The 20,155-nt window shown below is 38.5% G+C and carries 22 protein-coding genes and 2 tRNA genes; 10 read left to right on the top strand and 14 right to left on the bottom strand.

Annotation, left to right across the window (positions count from 1 at the left end; translation table 11 throughout):
• Positions 1-14: 14 nt before the first annotated feature.
• Both RM553_RS03555 and RM553_RS03550 read left to right on the top strand, forming a co-directional pair.
• Entirely contained in the window at positions 15-854 is an 840-nt protein-coding gene (locus RM553_RS03555; RefSeq protein ID WP_236979793.1) for a DUF4138 domain-containing protein, read from the top strand.
• A gap of 7 nt (positions 855-861) precedes the next feature.
• Positions 862-1,233: a hypothetical protein gene (locus tag RM553_RS03550; RefSeq protein WP_236979792.1), complete on the top strand. Its 372-nt coding sequence runs from the start codon at positions 862-864 to the stop codon at positions 1,231-1,233.
• 5 nt (positions 1,234-1,238) lie between these two features.
• On the opposite strand, the gene RM553_RS03545 is transcribed toward RM553_RS03550, so the two are convergent.
• The gene (locus tag RM553_RS03545) at positions 1,239-2,027 is read right to left on the bottom strand and encodes a nucleotidyl transferase AbiEii/AbiGii toxin family protein (protein WP_311533594.1); all 789 of its coding nucleotides are present in this window, start codon (positions 2,025-2,027) and stop codon (positions 1,239-1,241) included.
• Positions 2,024-2,779, bottom strand: a complete 756-nt coding sequence (locus tag RM553_RS03540; protein ID WP_311533593.1) for a type IV toxin-antitoxin system AbiEi family antitoxin domain-containing protein — start codon at positions 2,777-2,779, stop codon at positions 2,024-2,026. Before RM553_RS03540 ends, RM553_RS03545 begins: the two co-directional genes overlap by 4 nt.
• Before the next feature lie 210 nt (positions 2,780-2,989).
• Between RM553_RS03540 and RM553_RS03535 the strand changes: the two genes are divergently transcribed.
• From RM553_RS03535 to RM553_RS03520, 4 genes are read left to right on the top strand one after another with little or no spacing between them, the layout of a single operon-like run.
• Positions 2,990-4,213, top strand: coding sequence for an SIR2 family protein (locus RM553_RS03535; RefSeq protein ID WP_311533592.1), 1,224 nt, complete (start codon positions 2,990-2,992; stop codon positions 4,211-4,213).
• Positions 4,203-6,068, top strand: coding sequence for an ATP-binding protein (locus tag RM553_RS03530; RefSeq protein WP_236979786.1), 1,866 nt, complete (start codon positions 4,203-4,205; stop codon positions 6,066-6,068). Before RM553_RS03535 ends, RM553_RS03530 begins: the two co-directional genes overlap by 11 nt.
• A 6-nt stretch (positions 6,069-6,074) precedes the next feature.
• Positions 6,075-6,284, top strand: coding sequence for a KTSC domain-containing protein (locus RM553_RS03525; protein ID WP_236979784.1), 210 nt, complete (start codon positions 6,075-6,077; stop codon positions 6,282-6,284).
• Positions 6,285-6,289: 5 nt separating this feature from the next.
• Complete coding sequence (locus RM553_RS03520) at positions 6,290-7,327, top strand: hypothetical protein (RefSeq protein WP_236979782.1); 1,038 nt, start codon at positions 6,290-6,292, stop codon at positions 7,325-7,327.
• Here RM553_RS03520 and RM553_RS03515 read toward each other — a convergent pair whose 3' ends face one another.
• From RM553_RS03515 to RM553_RS03505, 3 genes are read right to left on the bottom strand one after another with little or no spacing between them, the layout of a single operon-like run.
• Positions 7,328-8,908 (bottom strand): type IV secretory system conjugative DNA transfer family protein, encoded by a 1,581-nt coding sequence (locus RM553_RS03515; protein WP_236979780.1) that lies wholly within the window; start codon positions 8,906-8,908, stop codon positions 7,328-7,330.
• Between the two features lie 9 nt (positions 8,909-8,917).
• Positions 8,918-9,949 carry a MobB family relaxase gene (mobB, locus tag RM553_RS03510; protein WP_236979778.1) on the bottom strand — a complete coding sequence of 344 codons (1,032 nt, stop codon included), beginning with the start codon at positions 9,947-9,949 and terminating at the stop codon, positions 8,918-8,920.
• An 11-nt stretch (positions 9,950-9,960) separates the two neighbouring features.
• Positions 9,961-10,341, bottom strand: a complete 381-nt coding sequence (locus tag RM553_RS03505; protein WP_236979776.1) for a BfmA/BtgA family mobilization protein — start codon at positions 10,339-10,341, stop codon at positions 9,961-9,963.
• Between the two features lie 520 nt (positions 10,342-10,861).
• Between RM553_RS03505 and RM553_RS03500 the strand changes: the two genes are divergently transcribed.
• The gene (locus RM553_RS03500; RefSeq protein WP_311533591.1) at positions 10,862-12,319 is read left to right on the top strand and encodes an IS1182 family transposase; all 1,458 of its coding nucleotides are present in this window, start codon (positions 10,862-10,864) and stop codon (positions 12,317-12,319) included.
• 230 nt (positions 12,320-12,549) lie between these two features.
• On the opposite strand, the gene RM553_RS03495 is transcribed toward RM553_RS03500, so the two are convergent.
• The 9 genes from RM553_RS03495 to RM553_RS03455 all read right to left on the bottom strand — a co-directional run bounded on the left by RM553_RS03495 (position 12,550) and on the right by RM553_RS03455 (position 18,071).
• On the bottom strand, positions 12,550-12,747 hold the full coding sequence (locus tag RM553_RS03495; RefSeq protein ID WP_236979774.1) for a hypothetical protein: 198 nt from the start codon (positions 12,745-12,747) through the stop codon (positions 12,550-12,552).
• 21 nt (positions 12,748-12,768) lie between these two features.
• A complete protein-coding gene (locus RM553_RS03490) occupies positions 12,769-13,149 on the bottom strand; it encodes a DUF6876 family protein (protein WP_311533590.1) in 381 nt (126 codons plus the stop codon).
• 76 nt (positions 13,150-13,225) lie between these two features.
• Positions 13,226-13,582 carry a single-stranded DNA-binding protein gene (locus tag RM553_RS03485; RefSeq protein WP_311533589.1) on the bottom strand — a complete coding sequence of 119 codons (357 nt, stop codon included), beginning with the start codon at positions 13,580-13,582 and terminating at the stop codon, positions 13,226-13,228.
• A gap of 10 nt (positions 13,583-13,592) precedes the next feature.
• Entirely contained in the window at positions 13,593-13,739 is a 147-nt protein-coding gene (locus RM553_RS03480) for a hypothetical protein (RefSeq protein WP_311533588.1), read from the bottom strand.
• Between the two features lie 750 nt (positions 13,740-14,489).
• The gene (locus RM553_RS03475) at positions 14,490-15,326 is read right to left on the bottom strand and encodes a DUF932 domain-containing protein (RefSeq protein WP_236979768.1); all 837 of its coding nucleotides are present in this window, start codon (positions 15,324-15,326) and stop codon (positions 14,490-14,492) included.
• Between the two features lie 257 nt (positions 15,327-15,583).
• Entirely contained in the window at positions 15,584-15,991 is a 408-nt protein-coding gene (locus RM553_RS03470; protein WP_236979767.1) for a hypothetical protein, read from the bottom strand.
• A 351-nt stretch (positions 15,992-16,342) separates the two neighbouring features.
• Positions 16,343-17,596, bottom strand: coding sequence for a site-specific integrase (locus tag RM553_RS03465; RefSeq protein WP_236979766.1), 1,254 nt, complete (start codon positions 17,594-17,596; stop codon positions 16,343-16,345).
• A 227-nt stretch (positions 17,597-17,823) separates the two neighbouring features.
• A tRNA-Pro gene (locus tag RM553_RS03460) sits at positions 17,824-17,898 on the bottom strand.
• Between the two features lie 90 nt (positions 17,899-17,988).
• Positions 17,989-18,071: transfer RNA gene (locus RM553_RS03455), tRNA-Ser, on the bottom strand.
• A 375-nt stretch (positions 18,072-18,446) separates the two neighbouring features.
• Between RM553_RS03455 and RM553_RS03450 the strand changes: the two genes are divergently transcribed.
• The 3 genes from RM553_RS03450 to RM553_RS03440 all read left to right on the top strand — a co-directional run bounded on the left by RM553_RS03450 (position 18,447) and on the right by RM553_RS03440 (position 20,139).
• Positions 18,447-18,896, top strand: coding sequence for a hotdog family protein (locus RM553_RS03450; protein ID WP_311533587.1), 450 nt, complete (start codon positions 18,447-18,449; stop codon positions 18,894-18,896).
• A 171-nt stretch (positions 18,897-19,067) separates the two neighbouring features.
• Positions 19,068-19,691, top strand: coding sequence for a flexirubin biosynthesis/transport protein LolA2 (lolA2, locus tag RM553_RS03445; protein WP_489752711.1), 624 nt, complete (start codon positions 19,068-19,070; stop codon positions 19,689-19,691).
• 88 nt (positions 19,692-19,779) lie between these two features.
• The gene (locus RM553_RS03440; protein WP_311533585.1) at positions 19,780-20,139 is read left to right on the top strand and encodes an ApeI family dehydratase; all 360 of its coding nucleotides are present in this window, start codon (positions 19,780-19,782) and stop codon (positions 20,137-20,139) included.
• Positions 20,140-20,155: the final 16 nt, after the last annotated feature.

The following is a 20,155-nucleotide window of genomic DNA, read 5'->3' as shown; positions in this document are numbered from 1 at the left end:
TAAAACGCACTCTTATGAAAAATTATATCATTATTTCCGCTCTTATTATTTGTTCGACTTTCGCAAAAGTAAAAGCACAAACCACTCATTTACTCGACACCATTTATGCAAACGACACCAAAAACGTTGCGCTATTCTTCCCAGAACCCATACGGCAAGGCATAACGGGTTCAGATAACTTTATATTTACCTACAACCGTGAAAAAGAACAGTATTTCGGACTTCTTCAAGCAAAGCCCGGAAAAGAAAGTAACCTTTTAGTAGTCAATAGAAATGGTTCAATTTTTTCGTATATTGTAAGATATAAGAAACAGCTCTCTAAGCTCAATTATTTCATTCCGTTATCAAATAGTATCGGTAATGAAAAACCGATTGTAACTGATTCGGTTCTTGTTGAATCTTCTGAAGAACTTGTAGATAATAGAACCTATTATTACCAAAAATTCTGCTCGTATCTTCTCAATAGAAAACAGCGCATAGGTCGAATTAAGAAACGAAACGAAAGTATTGTTTTGAGTGTTGAGAATATTGTTTTTGATAAGGAAGAGCTCTACTTCGTTATCCAGATTGAAAATAATTCTGCTTTGGATTACGATTTGAATTTCTTGAACCTGTCGATTGAAACTCGGCAAAAAGGAAAAAGAAAATCGTTACAACGCCTCTATCAAGAACCTATTTACATAAATAATCTGCCTTCAAAAATTACAGAAAGTGAAACGGTTCGCTTCGTTTATGTGTTGCCCAAGTTTTCATTATCCAATGACCGTAGGGCAGTTTTGGAATTGAATGAAAAGGATGGCGAACGAAATATTGAAATGAAACTATCACATAGATATATTAATAACCCAAATTAATACTGTTATGAAAAAAAATGTCGTTTTTTCGCTCACATTACTGTTCCTTTCTTGTGCTGATTCTGAAACTAAAATTTCAGGACCAAGTGCTACAGCCCAAATTGTCATTGAAAGCTTTTATGAAAAAGATGAGGAAACCTTAAAAGCACATTCCACACCACAGGCGTATTCCAACTATATGAATACCATAAATATGTTCAACGCTACACCAAAGGATGATTCTAACTTTACTGTTTTGCAGGATACGATTATGGGCGATGTGGCTTGGGTAAAATATAACACAGCATACGATAAAACGCCTGGTATTTTTAAACTGATTAAGCAGGACGGCAAGTGGTTGGCTACTGCAAGAGGTTCAAAGGATAAATCGCCTTTTTAAAATAATCACATTCTTGGAATAACCGTTTCTTTCAACCAATGGAAAGCAGCTTTTTGATCGTATAGGATTTCCGGCCGTAACAAACCTTCCATATCGCCTTCAAAAGCTGCATCGTTTTTCTTGGCTTCCATATTTTGTAGGAACTCTTTTTGGGAAGGGACTTTGCCAACGGAAGATTCCATATAAACCCTAAAGCACTTGATAATCTCATCAATATCGAGTTTCATATATTGTCTGGAATAATCCAGATCAAACAAATCCCTTCCTTTACTTCGTTGATAAAGCGCCCTCAACTTCGTGCCCAAAAGTTCATTGATTTTATATGTTTTAATATCAGCTCTCCCCGAAAACCAAGGGTTCGCCATTTCAAAAGGGAAATCTACCCAATCGAGTACGTTGAAGTGTTCTTTACAATTAATCTCTAATTTTAGTCGGCGACGTTCTTCTTCATATTCCGATGTAAACCTGTACAGCGCTTTTGCTCCGTGCCCTCTTACCTGTGTACGCCTGTCTTCCTCAAAAAAAGTAATGACCTCGCCAATGCGCTTCATAATGGGTTTGATAGGGCCTTCCCGAACCTGTACAAGGTCAATATCCTCGGAATATCTCGGTGCCGGGTTCAGATATAATTTATGTAGAGCGGTGCCGCCCCGGAAAGCAAGGTTTTCCCTTAGAAAATCATCGGCAAAAATTGCTACCAACGCCCGACTAATAATCAAATCCTGTTCAACCTGTGCAAATTCTTTCCAAGATGCGTATTCCCGCCATTGGGCTATATAAGGTTTTGAAATCATAGGTCGCTTTCTAACTGTAGGTTAGTATCTACCTTCCATTTATTATCCACCGAACCGGGTCTTTGCTGGTTGGTTGGCTTTAATAAAACCGGATGTATTTTTTGTTTTTCCAAATGTTGAAAAATTAAAGCAGAAAAACTATTCTCTTCATCTATTTGATCCAATAAAAAACCTAATCGTTGAAGTGTGGCTTTGTTGCTATACCAGCTCAACAAATCTTCTAGGTCTTTTTGGTTGACTTCTTCCAATAATTCTTCAATGGTGGATAACATTCGGTTCAGCCCGCCTAATTTGTTCTGATAATGTACCAGATCGGCCAAGGTTAAAGCCGGACTGGAAATATGGTAGATTCCGGCATCTGATTTTTTTGAAAGTATATTTTGTTCCGGCCAAGCGGAAGTGGTCAAAAAACGGATATCAATGGCCGATTTCTGAATATCCAACAGTTTCGGGGAGGATGTCATTACATAATCGCGCTGAGATTGTTGATGGCTTGCTCCATAGGCTTTTGCTGCACTGTAAAAACCTAAATAATAACTACGGCCTAAATAATCGAAAAGTTTGTCGATATAGAGATTTATGGGAAGTTTTCGAAAACTGGAATACCTTGGGGTCAGTATAAGGTAGAAGCCCTTTCTTAGATTGAGGACTTTGTTCTTTTCGATCAGATGAGCCAATTCCTGCCAAATTGCGTTTTTGCTCTTCTGGGTTCGGCTCATCAATTCTTCCAGGGAAAAAGAATATTCTTCCACAGACAGCAATTTGTCGATATATTCCGCCACCATAACTTTAGTAATTATTAGAGCAATATATGTATTTTAGACATAAAACTAAAATAAATACTATAAAATTTATATTTATTTAAAATCCAAGATTGGCTTTATTTCAAACAAACTTGAAAATTTGAAAGCGAATTCTAAAAGTTTGTTAAATTTACTCCAAAACAGAAATCAATCAACAATATGGATAATTATCACGATCCTATTAAACATATTAAGTTTTTACGTCAAACTTTATCCCAAGACAAAAAACCAATAGGCTACTTTATATCTGCTGGCTGTCCCTTATCCGTAAATATGCCGAAGGAGCAATGGCCTCTGATTCCTGATGTAGCCGGATTGACCCAATTTCTAAGTTCGGAACTATCATCAAAAACAGATGTCAAAAATGATTATGATAAACTTTTAGATGAAATAAGTTTAGCTCAAAAAAGTATTAAAAACATTGAAGATATTTTGAGTTTTATAAGAGGTTTGAAAGATGTTTCGGTTGGTAACAGCGTTAGAGGCTTTAGCAATGAAGAGCTTATCAAACTGGAAAGCGAAATATGCACGAAAATCGTAAGTAAATTGGATGTGGAATTACCAAATAAAGAATCCCCATATCATAAACTTGCAAAATGGATATCAATAGATCGTGAGAAACCTGTCGAAGTATTTACAACGAATTATGATTTGCTAGTGGAACAAGCCTTTGAGGACTTATCCATACCCTACTTTGATGGTTTTGTCGGTTCAAGACAGTCATTTTTTGATTTGAGATCAGTTGAAGACGATTTAATACCAAATCATTGGACACGTCTTTGGAAAATCCACGGCTCTATTAATTGGTTTCAAAAGAAAAATCATCAGGTATTCAGATCAAGCAGAACTAAAGAAATAGACGCTTCACAGCTAATTTACCCATCTCATCTCAAATATGACCAAAGTAGAAAAATGCCTTTTTTGGCTTTGATGGATCAACTTTCTCGCTTTTTGAGAAAACCTAACGCATTACTTATTATCTCAGGTTATTCTTTTAACGACGAGCATATAAATGATTGCATTTTAGGTTCACTAAGAGCGAACCCAAATAGTATGGTAATTTCGATGTTATTTGGCTCTTTAACTGAGAAAAATAAAGAAAATGATTCAACGACTGAAAAGTACCCTAAAGGTGTGGATGCTGCATTAAACAGAGGCAATCTTGCTATATGGGCTAAAGACGAAGCGATAATTGGTACGGTTAGAGGCAAGTGGAAATTAGGAGCCTTATTGGAAGATGAGGATAATTTAGCTAATTGTCTGTCTAAAAGGGATGACGAAGAAGCAGCTCTTTGCGATTTAGATCTTGGTGATTTTTCAAAAATGGGGGATTTCCTTCAAGCTTTAATCGGATATAATCAAACTCTTTTGGATGAAAAATAACTCTACTTATCTTGGTTCCGTACAAGACGTTAGTGGCACTACCATTAGAATAGCAATGGTCAACGATTCACTATCTGGTTTGACATATGTAAATGGTGAAGGTTACAAAATTGGACAAATTGGAAGTTTTGTTAAAATTCCAATTGGATACAATTTTTTGTTTGGAATTATTACTCAGGTCGGCGCAAGCGCAGCACCAGAAAACGACCAACCTTATGGAAATAGATGGATAACTGTACAACTGGTTGGGGAAGGACATCGATCTGGTGAATTTCAAAGAGGGATTTCTCAATATCCAACAATTAGTGATGAAGTGCATTTAGTATCTGAAGTAGACCTAAAACGAATCTATGGACAACCAGACAAACCATACTTTGTAAATATTGGACATATTGCGGGAGCCGAATCTATTCCTGCTTTGGTGGATGTAAATAGGTTAATTACGAGACATTCAGCAGTAGTTGGAACAACTGGTTCAGGAAAGTCAACGACAGTTGCAAGTCTGTTAAATGCGCTATCCGATTCTGAGAAATATCCATCATCACGAATTTTGGTGTTTGACATACACGGAGAGTATGGACAAGCTCTAAAAGATCGAGCGAATATTTTTAAAATTAACGCTGACAAAAGCGAAGGAAGTCAAGAAAAAGAATTGGTTATTCCCTTTTGGGCCTTAAATTTTGAAGAATTATGTGATATCAGTTTTGGAAAATTTGCTGCCGAAAAAGATCAAAATGTAATTCTAGAAAGAATTCAGCAAGCTAAGTTGAAAAGTTTGGAAAAACATCCTAAAACCGGAATCGACATAGATAACCTTAGTATTGATTCTCCCATACCATTTAGCTTGAATCATCTCTGGTATGACCTTTATACCGAAACGCTAGGAAAGTTCTATCCGGACAAGGATGGGACGATTATGGAAAATCTTGCTTTTGAAACTGATGAAAATGGAGATAAGATATTAGGTGATCCAGTTCGGGGTATTCCTCCTATTTTTAAAAAAATAAATACCTCCAAAGCAAATGGTGATCGAGTTCAATACTTGCCTGAAACCCCTTTAAATAATAGCCAACAGTTACATTCATTGGGTTCAAAGTTGAGAATTCCAAGGTATGATTTTATTTTCAAACCTGGGGATTGGACTCCAAAAAAGGATGGATTTATAGAAAAAGATTTAGATTCCCTGATAAAAGGTTGGATAGGAAGCGACAAGCCAATTACTATTTTGGATTTATCAGGTGTTCCAATAACTATTTTAAATACAATTATCGGAGTTTTACTGCGTATAGTTTATGAAGGCTTATTCTGGGCAAGAAACCTCTCGCAAGGAGGCAAGGAACGTCCATTGCTTTTGGTAATGGAAGAAGCTCACAATTATTTAAACTTTGAAGGTAGCGCGTTATCGATTGTTCAAAAAATTGTGAAGGAGGGTAGGAAATATGGGATAGGCTCAATGATAGTTAGTCAAAGACCGTCAGAAATAAATTCTACAATTCTTTCACAATGTGGTACATTCTTTGCTCTCCGATTGGCGAACTCTACTGATCGCGCCCACATAACAAGTGCTGTCACAGATAATCTGGAAGGTCTTACAAGTATGCTCCCAATATTAAAAACGGGAGAGGCTATAATCTTAGGAGAATCGGTAAAGCTTCCTATGAGATCGCTTATCAAAGCTCCACCGAAGGATAAAAGACCTGATAGTCAAGATCCTATCGTATTCGATATTGTTGATACAGAAGAATCTTTAATGCCTGGGGGTTGGGGCAACAAAATGGAAGAAAGCCCTAACTACGAAGAATTTATTGAGGCCTGGAGGTCTCAAAATCCTAAAATTAGTAAAATTATCAAATAAAGTATTATGAATAGAAAACCAGTAAAATCATCGAACATAGCATCTATTGGCTATGACGACAATTCATCCACATTAGAAATAGAATTTAAAAACGGCACGGTCTATCAATATTTTGACCTTCCAGAAAGAGAATATAAAGGGCTTATTGGTGCTGAATCCCACGGAACATATTTAGCCCAAAGTATCAAAGGAAGGTACAGGTACTCTAAAGTTTAAGCAAAATGATAAGACTCAATCAACAACTGAAACGAGTTGAAGTAAAGGAGTTTGAAATTGAGAATCAAATAGTCTTTAATTATTTTGATAATCTTCCCGTGTCTGATCGTGATGAAAAATTATTAAAAGCTATTTATATTGGTGTCCTCGCACTTATGGAAGATCGACTATCCGCATTTTTATCGAAAACATCAAATGAACTGGGTACTGAACTGGAAAGTTTGAAGATAATTTTTGAAATGAAAAAGGAACTTTTCTATAAATCTGCAATAAAAGGAAACTTGGCCGAAGATGAAGTTGCCGGGTTTCTTAATCAGTATTTTAAAGATAAGCGTTTAAAAGACAAAGCCTACTTAACTGGGAATGAACAAGGTGAACTCAGTCGAAATAAAACAGGTGATATTGTTTGCGAGATAGAGGGAAATAAAGACTTAAAGATTGTTATTGAGTGCAAGTTTGATAAGAGTATCAAATTTGGAGATATAGAATCAAAAGAAATTTTTACTCGTAGAACCGATACAGCCTGGAGTCAATTAATAGAAGCTCAAGCAAATAGGGATTCAAAGGTTAGCCTTATCGTATTTGATATTTCTCTCGTGGATAACTCAATTCTTAAAGCATTTGAAAATGTGGGCTACATTCCTTCTATTGGTTTTATCGCTATAATCGATTCCCAGAAAGGGAATTATTCTAATTTGGCAATAGCTTATATGTTGGCAAGGGATATAGCTTTAAATGCTAAGAGTGTTAAAGTCGATAATAATATTTTGGCTATTCTGGTAAATCGTATCATTAAGGATATAAATGAAATATCCCTGATTAAAAATCTAGTTGAGAATAATATTGAGAATAATAAAAAAATTTTAAAACAAATTAAGAAATCTATGTTGTTATTAGACTTCAACCAACAGTATCTGAATAAGTTTTTAGAAGATGGAACTTTGGATAAAAATGATCTGTTAGATTTTTATATGGGTGAAGATGTGAAGGATAAATATAAGATTATTGAAAAGGAAATTAATGAAAATTTTAGCATATCCTAATTATCCAAATATCGACCGCGCCTCCTCATAAATCCGTTCAAAGTTAGCCTCCAAATCTGCCTGTGAATACTGTTTAGATTCTTCGGGAAGTTCCCTGTTAATTTGCTGTAATTTAAACTGCACCTTTTTATCCTTCCCGTCCGCATAGGTAATAAACTCTCCCTGATTCAGCCGAAAGAAAACATCTGCCCTTATTTTCGGGATTTCTTTTTCCCCAGTTGTTACTCGTGTATCAAAATCCAAGTTATGGCCACGGCTCACGCTTTTGGTCGGGTCTTTAATAATTTCAAAAAAGCGTTCGTAGTATTTGGCGGTGTCCGGGTCGTTTACCTTGCCGAAAAATTGATAGGAAAGGTTACTCAAAATTGCCTTGCTCGCTTTGTCGCCGTACATCATATCATTTTGTATCTTGTCCTGCATCACATAAATTGTGGCAATATCATAACTCCGCAGCGTAGCCGGAATACGGTGCATATTCAATAGCCGAATGGTCGGGGCTTCTTCCATCAACAGGAAAGAAGGTTTGGAATTCCGCACGCTCATTTGCTTGGTAATAGTATGGATTATTGTTGCAATGACAGGGGAATAAGAAGTTTCAAATTTCGGATTATTCACAATTGAAATTACACAAGGATTTTCTGGACTATTTATATTAAGTGGCACTTCGTCTGCGGACAATGCCATAAATATTCGCTGTGTACTGATTCGTTTTAGCGCATTGGCCAAGGTGCTTTTTACACCTGCTGTCTGTCGCTCTGAATCTTTACCGCTAATAAAGGCATCTGCCATCGCTCTGGATGTTGTATTGGATTCCAAAAACTGGATAAGGCTGTCTGTATCCAGATATTGGTAAACCGCTATTAAATGGGGCAATGTGCAGAATTGGAAATAGTCGGTTTTCAGTTTCCAAATCAATCCACCAATCAAGCCTTCGGCAGCATCATTGAAAAATTTGGTAGTGCCGCTCGTACCGGATTCCCTTTGCTCCAAAAGATTTTCGATCAGCACCCTTGAAACTTCGTTTACGCTTTCCTCGTTCTCTAAATAGCGAGGTGCAATAGGATTGACCCTATGGATGATTTTATCAAAGGAAATGACCTTAAACGGGATTTGACCATCCTTGAAAAGTGGATAGGCCATTTCAGTCAGCTCAAAATCTTTGTAGTCGTGAATGATCCCGCAAAAGGCTTCTTTCTGAAAATGCCTCAAAAACCCATAAACCACGCTTTCGGTCTTGCCACTTCCGGCAGATCCTATGATGGATGCCCCTCTTTTTACGTTTTCGAGTTTGAAGTTTCCCTTGCTCGTTGCAAAGCTTACACGATACTTGCTATCGGCATTTTTCGGTTCCTCCGTTTTGTGCAAAAAAACGTACAGTCCTGTATTAATTAGCATCAACGGACAACCTAAATAAAGTAGGGTCAATATCAACCGATTCTCTTCGGAAATATAATAAAAGATAGCTGCGATTAGCAGCATATTCAGCGCGAACGCATACCGACTGATCTTGAAAAACGAATAAAATAATAAACTAGTCAAGCTAATAACCGAGAGTACCGTAAAAAGACTTTCTATTTCCATCGTCTTGAATTAAATACCGATTGAACTTGATTTGATGGCCACGTCCAAACCTTTGCGCAGTTTGTTGAAAACCTTTAGGGCGAGCTGCGCCTGATTGGTCGGGATGCTTGGCATTATCGGGATGCCCGTTTCCCGCATCAACTTGAAAGCGATTGCCTTTTCATTGGTGGGCAATTTCATCAACGAGGCAAAATAGATTTTTGGGTTTTTGATAAAATCCTTCCGCGCCTTGTAGGTTTCCGCAAAGTTCCGCTGGTAGCCAAACGTCCTGTCAAAGCTCTTTTCGGCATTTTCAAAAAATTTATCCCTGTCAAAACCCCGTTTCACCTGTTTCCCCCTCATCTCGACATCGGAAGCTTTGTATTTGCTCCCGGGCGAAAGGCTGAACGAATTGGACGCATCCTTTCGGCTCACGATAATATGGATATGGCTTTGGCTTCCCGCCTTGGGCATTCCTTGGACGATCCGTTTCCCATCCTGTTGATGTGGGGCCTGCTTTTCTAATTTTGCGATTTCCCGTTCCCGCTTCCTAACACTTCCTTCCATCGAGCCGTTTTCTATGCTTCGGATTTCATTTCTTAGCTGAAGTATTTTGGTAGCAAAAGGTTGGTTTTCCCTAATCTGTTTGTCGGTTCCCTTAAACGTTCGTTGGTGCTCGATTTTTGCATAATATTTTATGTCATCGATGGTCACAGGGCGCCCATTGATTTCCCGGTTGAATGATGCCACATAATCCTTCATCAGCTCACGGGTGTACTTTTTTAAATCTTCGCTGCTGTTCTGTAACCGGTTCAATTCGTATTTGGAAGGACTGACCGTGATCGAATAGAATTTCGGCTCTTTCTTTTTCAGTTTTGCACCGTTCCCATCAATATCTTTTACCACTTCTTCCGCTGAAAATTCATCGCCATATTGATTGAAAAAGTGTTCCATTTCTTCCTGCTCCAGACCTTGGTTTTCTTTTTCCAGATAGCCTACAAAATCGGCCGAACTTTGGGCATAGTTCCTGCCCAATTTTTGAGGTGTGATCGTGATATACATAGCTCAAAAATTTATAGTTCGTTGTTGTGGTTTTGCTTTTCCTGAAATCTTACTTTCGGCTTTTCTTCCACATATTTCTTCTCTAAGATCAGCGGTTTCTTTTTGGGTTCTTCGGTCTGAAAAAGGGATTCGATCATCGCCACCGTAGGTTTGGTCTGGGTCTTTTCCATATCCCTCATTATGGCGATTACGGCATTGATCCGTTTCTTTAAATTGGCCTCGATCGTCCTTCCGGTCGGGCCCAATCTTTCCCGTGGAGAGATTTCGTTGTAGAAGAAAAAATCGAGCATCGTGGCCATTGCCTCGGTGTGCGATTTGAAATGTATTTTTGAAAATTCCTGAAAACGCTTTGCTGTTTCCTTTTTAAACCTAATGCCGATAAATGAGTCCATAATTCGCCGATTTGTCGCAAATCCTTCCCTAAAAATAGGCGCTCACAGGGCATTTGTCGCAAATTGTAGAAATCTAAATAATCGGCTGATTTTTAAGTGTTTAAAAATCAGGTGATTAACAAGGAATAGGAGTGCTTAACATCGCATCGCGTGTTACCCTCTTGCTACTCCTTTTCGTTCGCCACGGGCGAACAAAAATTTCGTACAATCTGGCTAAAAAGCCAATTGCCAATTTCAGGGAAAAGATTTCCCGTTATGTAATTTTTCGATGGGCAGGGTTATCGGCGAAAGTCAAAAAATGGATACCCCTGCGTAAAATTGAATGCTGAATTTCAGCGGAATAAAGATAAGGATTTTTATTGAACTGGATATGTTTTAGCAAAAAAAGACCTCTGAAAATTCGAGGGCACTGAAAAAGTCCCTCAATAAATTAGTATGAAAAGAGATGAAAAGGAGCAAAAACAGTAATGTTTTTGCTCCTTTTTTCGTATTTTAAATGCTGGTTAACAACAACTTAAGTATGTTATTACAGCAACAAAAAATTCAATTGAGTGCGTACTCGGATCTATATGATCTGATCGTACCCAAGGAAAACCTTCTTAGAAAAATCAATGAATTGATTGATTTTTCCTTTATCTACGATGAACTGGTAGATAAGTATTGTTCAAATAATGGACGAAAAGCAGAAAGTCCCATCCGCATGTTCAAATACTTGTTACTGAAAACGATCTATTCCATTTCAGATGTTGATGTGGTTGAGCGTTCCCGATATGATATGTCCTTCAAGTATTTCCTGGAAATGGCACCTGAGGATGCGGTCATCAATTCCAGTTCATTGACCAAGTTCCGTAAGTTGCGATTGAAGGATACCGATCTGTTGAACCTGTTGATAAGCAAGACTGTCTCCATAGCCATTGAGAAGGGAATCATCAAGTCCAGGTCCATTATTGTTGATGCCACACATTCCCTGTCCAGATCCAATCCATATTCCGCACTTGAGGTTCTCAGGGAGCGTTCAAAGCTGCTTCGCAAAGCGGTTTATACCATAGACGAGGACATGAAAGACCGCATGCCGGAAAAGAATGCTTCCGGGGAGCTGGACAAAGAATTGGATTATTGCAGGGAACTGGAGAAGTGCATTGAATCAGACCAAACATTAAGTTCGGTCCCCGCAGTCAAAGAGAAGTTGAACCTATTGAAGGAGACTGTGGAAGATACCCGGGAAAACTATATCCTTTCCAGGGATACAGATGCTAAAATCGGCCATAAATCAGTTGACAGCAAATTCTTTGGTTACAAGACCCACCTGGCCATGACGGAGGAACGTATCATTACCGCAGCAGTTGTCACATCGGGTGAAAAAGGCGATGGCCCGGAGTTGCCAGTGCTTTTGAAGATAAGTCAGGACAATGGAATTCAGGTGGATGCGGTAATCGGCGATACAGCCTATTCCGGAAAGGGAAACCTTAAGCTCAAGGGCAAAGATGATCAGAAAATAAAGATAGTGGCAAAACTCAACCCCGCCATAACACAAGGCGTTAGGAAGGAAGAGGATAGGTTCGATTATAACAAAGATGCCGACATGTTCGTGTGCCCGGCAGGACACCTGGCCATACGAAAGGCACGACAGGGAAAAAAGAACATCGGGGACAATCAGGTACATACCTATTATTTTGATGTGGAGAAATGCAAGGTATGCCCATTAAAGAATGGTTGTTATAAGCCAGGGGCCAAGACCAAAAGCTATTCGCTCTCCATAAAATCAAGTCTGCACCAAGAACAGATGATATTTCAGGAAACTGAATATTATAAAGAAAAATCGAAACACCGCTATAAGATCGAGGCCAAAAACAGTGAACTAAAAAATGTCCATGGTTACGGTCGCGCCCTAGCCTATGGCATCAATAGTATGCAGATGCAGGGGGCACTTGCAATTTTCACCGTAAACCTCAAGAGAATCCTTAAATTAAACAGGTAAGTCCGGGATATCGATAAGAGCAAGCATAAAAAGAGGAGAAAAGGTTCATATCGATCATTTTAAGTCATAGATTGATTTAAATATCAACGCCTTAAATCACAAAACAAAAAAAGCGATCAAGTCAAAATATATTTTTTGACTTGATCGCTTTAATAAAAATCACCTCAAAAGAGATAGTTTTTCAGTGCCCTCGAAAATTCAAAGGTCTTTCCGTTCCTATTTGGACAATTTCAGATATTAAACACATAGGTATAACTGTATAAATTCCTTAGTGCTTCTTCCTCAATCATTACCTCAAAATTGGTGCAATGCTTTTTTGAATACTTCCGAATATCATCGCCAAATTTTTGCTCGACGTCTTTTTTTGAACTTTCCAAAAGACGTTCTTGGGCATCCCCGTTCAAGTCTGAAAAATTTAGATAGATCATAATTTTTAGGTTTTGAAGGGGTTAATATTCGCTCGGTAACATCAGCGTATTATTCACAAAAAACAACCGTAGTTCATCAAGCGGAAAATCAGTCGCCCGATACCCGTGTTTTTCCAAAATATTATCATTTCCATCCGTGTAGATTATCTCAGCTTCGTAGCCCGTAAAATCCTGTTTGTCCTCGGACAATCTCTTGAAGTCGATAGTAATAAATTCGCTTTGGTTCATCAGGTTTTGTGCGATTACGGAAGCGTCCGTAATGAGCCAAAAACATTCGGCAGCTTCCGCCAAATATTTCAGTCCGTTGGTGTATCGGATTCTTAATAATGGGATTTGAAATATGGTTTCCGAACCGTGAAAATGTTGCAATCCCTGTTTGATTTCGTTAACTTGTGCTTTCATTGTTATCTAATTTTAATTAATGGATAATGAAAAAGAGGGCGCATCTTTAGACGGTTACGCCCTCTTTAATTTTAGATTAGTCGGCTGAATTGTTGCCGTTCTTAGTTCCCAACAAAAGGATTTCGTTGGCTTCCACTTCGGTAACATATCTTTTGATACCGTCCTTGTCCTCGTAGCTTCGGGATTTCAATTTCCCGGTTACCCCGATTTCCTTGCCCTTTCCGGCATACTTCTCGATGATTTCGGCAGTTTTGCCCCAGGCTACAATCGTGTGCCATTCGGTATTTTGGACTTTTTCGCCCTTGGCACCTTTGTAATACTCGTTTGTGGCGAGTGAAAAACGGGCTACTTTCTTACCGCTTTCAAGGTTCGTGATCTGTGGCTCTTGTCCAACGTTTCCGATTAACTGCACGTGATTTTTTAAAGTACTCATAATAAAATATTTAAAGATTAATTAAAATGCTACCTGAACCATTCAGGCAGTTTACGTTTATATTTTTTTGAAGTGATTTACTTATTATATCCAGAGCGTTTTCCTTTTTTTGTTTTTTTAGTCCCGCTTCCTTTTTGATGTTTTTGTAAGATTTCATAATATTCAATTTAGATTTACTTCCCATAGAGCCGTCCGCTGTTACCTTTTTTTGTTGCTGATACATTTTCAATATTTGGAATTGATAAGGACTTATAAAAGGGAGGCACGACCGGTTATGCAGTCCGTTCAACTTCCAAATGTTGGTATTTTGCTTACAAAAAAACGGTTGGGACAGCGGTGGCTCGGGGGTAGGTCTAAATGCCTTTTGTGAAGTATAAAAACATAGGAAGCGGGACTAAATGATAAATGGAATTCCTATCAGGCGGACTTAACTTTAAAGATGTAGATTGGGAATGAAGTGTTCCTGCCGTTTTTCAGGCAGGGTTAACGTAATGGAAATCGGAATCTTTTAGAGTTGTGTCCAAGACCTTTGCAGGAAAGCTCTTTGCCCGGAATGTAGCTTTTCGCGAAATGGAGCGGCAATGTGCTGACCGGATTATAAAAACGGATTATCCTCTTGAAGCAGGATTTAAAGCGGACTTGACTTCAAAGGTGTAGATTGGGAATGGAGTTTGGCCGCTTCCCGAATTTTCTAGGGAATGAGCGGGCAAGTGGAATGGAAATCGGAAGCTTTGGAGTTGTGTCCAAGACCTTTGTAATGAAGCGCTTTTCCCGGAATGCAGCTTTTTCTGCGGAATGCAGGGGAATGGGCTGAGTGGGATTGCAAAGCCAACTTTCTAAATAAACAGCATTGCCGAGAAAACAGGAAAAAATCCAGTTTAAGGTACTGGATAAACCTTTGTTGGCATTAAGCCATTTCAAAGACGGCATCGAACAGTTTTTTGTCCAAGCGTTCTTGTTGTGAAAAGCTTTTCTTCAAGGTATTGTGAAGCATCTGGTTAAACGCATTATAGCCTATCCATAAATTGGGAGCTTCCTCAAGTAACAATGCTTCATTATCCAGAATTTCAAGGACTTCACGGGATTTCTTTGAAGGATCATTGTTCTTATCGCTACATTCATACCGGAACAATTTCGTCTTTTCGAGAATTTCCTTGACAAATTTGTTTGTGTCGATGATTTTAAATTCCCTCATTCTATCGAATTTTTTGGTAATGGTGTAAAATTCATTATCCAAGAACTTATCAAAGAGATTGCTCAACCTTGGCATTATCAGGTCGGTATTGTTCTTACTGTGCTTGATGGAAAACTCGATTTCCGCCTGCGAAACGTGCAGTCCATTGGAGCATACCTGTCGGTAAAAGCCAAAATGCCCGGAAGTTTTTTCGCTCCCATCATAGGAATTCTTAAACCGCAGCATCGGCAGTATCAGGTCTTTTTCATTCTTTACCGAAAACTGGCTTTTATCGTCGATGATAAAGTCGGTAATGAAAGACCTATCATTCCTGTTGATCGTCCGTTTCTGATAATTCAGTTTTGCATCAGTCAACATTTCCTCTGCTTTCTTAAAGAATAGTTCGTTCGGTACGTGGCCGTAGCTGTTCGATACCACGTTGACAATTTTGCCATTCGAAATTATGGCATTTTCAAGTCCCCTTCGGGATTCCATCTGGGTCAGGCTTTTCAAGGATTTCATTTCTGATGGAACGAAGATTTCATCCTGCTGTAAATTTGATAAATACATAACATTTGATTTTAGTTAAACAATTAATATTTAAGCTGGAACCAAACGGAAGATAAAATCTCGGCTCAAAAGGAAACGGAATAAATAGCGAGTGCGGGAGCGGTTTTATGCTGTAGTCTTTTGATGTGAGTATTTTACGGGTTTACCTTTGCGCACATATTGATTGAATACTATTTACCTCTATTTTTCATTCAAAATCACAAAAGAAAACCTACTCTTGGGGAGTAGGCTTCCTGTTTAAAGGATTTGAAGTTATTCTAGAGCTCAAACTCTACAATCTGTTCTTCAATCTCGGACTTTCGTTCCTCCAAAGTGGACTGTAAGTGTGTTGTAACCAATTTGATAAGGTTCGTATTGGTCGTTTTAAACTCCAAATTGTGGGAATCCCGTATATAGAACGAGGCTGAATCCCCTTGGTTGTAGTTGAACTTCGTCAACTCGTTCAAGGTTTGGGTCAACCGTTCCCGTTGGGTCGCCAATCCTCTCAGTTTCTCGAAATTTTGAATCCGATCATCCAAATTGATGGTAGCCTTTTTAGATGCTAACGCTTTTTCTGTTGAAGCAGCTTTTCCGATAGCTTCATCGGTCAGCTTTTTCTGTACTTCTTTTTTAACGGATGCAGTATCCTTTTTTGCAGTTCCGTTTTGTTTTACTGTTGTTGCCATAATTAAAATTTTTGAGTTAAACATTATTTTAAATCGTTTTGGCAGCTTGTAAGGCAACGAGCAATACCAAAACAGGGCATTAACAGCCACAGGGAGGAAGTGGCAAGGTATGAGCGGTTATTTTTCGCAGAAAAATGTTCGGCATCCCGAAGGGCCTGGCCTTGACCAAGCGGTGGAAGGTGGCTACATTTGCCCCCGGTTTGGTTTTGGTTGCCTCAGCTGACCGAAATGAAAAATGACTTAACGTAGAAATTTATGGCTCAATAAAAAACCAAAATCTGCAAAGGATCAGACGGGAAAAAATAAGAGTGTCGACTGGATTAGAACCTAAAAGGTGTTTTCCGAAATGAATTATTGATAATGCACCCTAGTTTCAGCTTTGTCCTTGGTGTTTAATTTACCGCGTAACGAACGCATATCCGAAGATACTTTCTGCTCGATGACCCGGGCATAGATTTGCGTTGTGGAAAGCTTGGTATGACCCAGTAGTTTTGAAACGGTCTCAATGGGCACACCATTGGAAAGCGTAACGGTAGTGGCAAACGTATGTCGGGCTGCGTGGAACGTGAGCTTTTTATTGATTTTTAGGATTGCCGCTATTTCCTTCAAATATTTATTGATCTTTTGATTGGAAAAAACCGGTAGCAGTTTTTCTTGCTTGCCTTTAGGTTCTTGATCATATTTTTTCAGGATAGCAAGCGCTTTATCCAAAAGGGGAATTTTTACCGCTTCATCATTCTTTTCCCTTTTTGTGAATATCCAGTAATCCCCATCAATTCCACGTACAATATGATCATCGCAGAGCAATTTCACATCGATATAGGATAGTCCCGTATAACAGGCAAAAACAAAAACATCCCTTGTTTTTTGGTGCATCCCTTTTAAAAGCTGACCAGATTCCAAAACTTCAAGTTCCGATTGGGACAGAAATGCCCGTTGATGTTTTGTGAATTTTAGCGAAAACCTTACAAAAGGGTCTTTTTCGATCCATTCCAACCGAAGGGCAAGGTTCATTATCTTTTTCAACCGCTCCAAATGTTTCATAACTCCATTATTTTTAAGGGGCTGGGAACGGTTTATGGATTTTCCGTTGCGAAGGAACTGTTCAAAGTCAATGATGAATTTATAGGACAGTTGTTTCAGAAAAACGTCATTGGTCTTTAGTTTGTTCTTTAAATACCGTTTGATGTAGCGTTCCGTAGTGAAATAATTTTTCAACGTGCCCGGCTTGAGAATGGAAATCATATTCTTGTTGTGGTAGGAAACCAGTTGAAGAAGCGTTTTGTGCTGTTCATCTTCCCCAAGGTAACGGGCTTTGATAGCTTGGGCGGTGACATACTTGGATTCGCCCAGAAGCTGTTTGTGGCATTCCAATAAATCGGAATACACTTGGTCTAAATAGACATTGAGGGCTTTGCCCTCAGAAGTTCTCAAAGTTGACCTCTTGGAATGGGTATCCCAATAGGTAACCGATGTAGATCGTTTTAAACTGATTTCGGCACGTTTTCCATCGACCGTGATACGGGCATAAATGGGTGCAAAATCATCTTTCGCTTTGGCCATACTCAGCCAAAAATGAATGGTAAAAGTCTTGGAAGTTTGCATAAACTCTCGCTTTAAGTGAATAATCGATTTGTTTACGAAAGTCAAATCGCTGCGAAAGTCAAGTCTATTGAATTACCAATGTAGTGAAAATTCCGGTAATAAATCAGGTAACCGAATAGGTAACCTTTCATTTGATAATAAAGCCAATCTTATGATTTCAAGAAAAATGAAAATCCTTGATTTTCATAAGATTAGCTATATTTTGGTGTCTATTGACACCGTAATTGTCGGGGTGGCAGGATTCGAACCTGCGGCCTCCTGCTCCCAAAGCAGGCGCGATAACCGGGCTACGCTACACCCCGAAATAATTAGTTATCCTAATTATTTCATATTCAAAACTTCAGATTTCAAGTCTTGCTAAATCAATTTAAATCTGGAACCTTGAACTTCTGCGGAGAGACCGGGATTCGAACCCGGGCATCCAAAAAGGATGACAGCTTAGCAGGCTGCTGCATTACCACTCTGCCACCTCTCCGTTATGTAATGAACTTTGCAATTGTTTTTGCGGATGCAAATGTATGTTTTACTTACTTACCTTCCAAACTTTCCTTACATTTTTCAGCCAAAAAGGAGATCACAAAAACGGGTGCCGACTTTAAATACTTTGACTTCAGAAAATTAACTGGTGAAAAATAAAATTATTTTTATGATTTTCCAGTCTTGAATTACTTCCTTTTTTGATTTGATGTAAGAACCGGATTCTTCAAGATGTCCCGGAATGTCCAATATTTGAGAAAAATTCCTCAGGAAAGCTACTAATATCATATCTTGAAACCCGGAAGAAAATCTGAAAAGCAAGAAGGCTTGTTCAATTAAAATTACCAAAACAACTTCAGCTAAAATTTAATCTATGGCAGAAAATTTACTTAAAGAACCCATCCTGGAAAAGGAACAAATTCTGAAATTGATTCCGCAGAAGCCTCCTTTTGTGATGGTAGATAGTATATATGAATATACGGCGCTTACCGGTAAAATGGGATTTACGATTCCGCCAAACAACCTTTTAGTTGAAAATGGCTTATTTTCAGAACCCGGGCTTATAGAACATATGGCGCAAAGTATGTCGCTGCATCGCGGGTACCGGGATTATCTTGCAGGTTTAGATAAACCAAGAACAGGGTTTATTGGAGCAATAAAAACTGTGGAAGTGCTGGAATTGCCTGTTGCAGGAGCCAGGCTAACCACTTATGTAGAGATCCTTAATGAAATTATGAAGGTAACATTGGTAACAGCGCGTACTGAAGATGAAAATGGCAAATTAATCGCCACTTCTGAAATGAAAACCGTGACCGTAGATTAAGATATATGGTTATTACTGAAGAATGTTAGGAGTTAAAAACTCATTAAGAACATTAAAAAAAGTGTGGGACTTTGCATACAATAAGCTCTAGCTTAAAATCGTGTTGGAACAATAATTGATATATCTGGAGGAGCACAAAATCGAGCTTGTGCGGGCAATTTAATTCATATAATGCGAATATTAAATTTCTTATTTTTTTTCCTGGTCCTGAACATGTCGGCGCAGGACAACCGGCTTAATCAGGCGGAAAAAGAAAAATTTCAGCGGGAAGTGGCGTCACAGGCAAAGAACCTGGAAACCCTGCAGGCAGATTTTGTGCAGACCAAGCACATAGAAATGATTACCGCAGATACCAGGAGCAAAGGACAAATTTTCTTTCGTTCTCCAGATATTATAAAATGGCATTATTCTGAACCTTTCCAATATACCGTTCTTTTCAGGGACGGAAAATTATACATTAACGACGACGGCAGTAAAAGCATAACAGAGGCATCCGGCAATAAATTATATGGTAAGATGATCACGATGATTTCTGAGACCATGAATGGTAAGTTGTTGGGAAAAACCGAGAATTTTGAAGTGGTCTATTTTCGCGAAAATGAGCAAATTTGTGCCAGCCTTAAACCAAAGGACGAAGATATTTTGCAAATGTTCAGCAAGATTTTGATGCGCTTCAATAATCAGTATCTAATCCAGTCTGTAAAACTTATAGATGAAGGTGGGGATTCCACAGAGATTTATCTTAGAAATGTACAGATGAACCAGCCTTTGGAGAATTCCGTTTTTCAGCATTAATTAAAGAGTTCTTCCTCTTCAAATTAAATTCTTTCATGCTTCCATTAAAATTCTGCTTATTTTAGATGGATAATTAAAATACAGGAAGATGTTGCTACAGGATTTCTATTCCGTAATTCAGTCTAAAAAAGAAGAAGGCAAGGTTATTACCCACATCAGGATCAATAAAAACCATGAACTTTATAAAGGGCATTTTCCAGATCGTCCTGTAACTCCGGGCGTGGTGTTAATGCACATGTTCCGTGAAGAAATGGAGCGGCAAACGGGTAGAAAACTGCGTTTTTCCAAAGCTTCCAATGTGAAATTTATGGCTGTGGTAGATCCAAATATAGACGACGTGCTGATTATGGAATATGAAACAGAAGAGAATGAGGAGGTTATTACGCTTAAGGCTATTACTAAAAACAACGGCAGTATCGCCTTAAAAATAAATGCTTTTTATAATTAATAACAATTCTGCTTAA

Source organism: Autumnicola tepida (genome assembly GCF_031846485.1).
Lineage (GTDB): Bacteria > Bacteroidota > Bacteroidia > Flavobacteriales > Flavobacteriaceae > Autumnicola > Autumnicola tepida.
The sequence above is the reverse complement of the archived record's forward strand: the minus strand, read 5'-3'. Positions and strand labels throughout refer to the sequence as shown.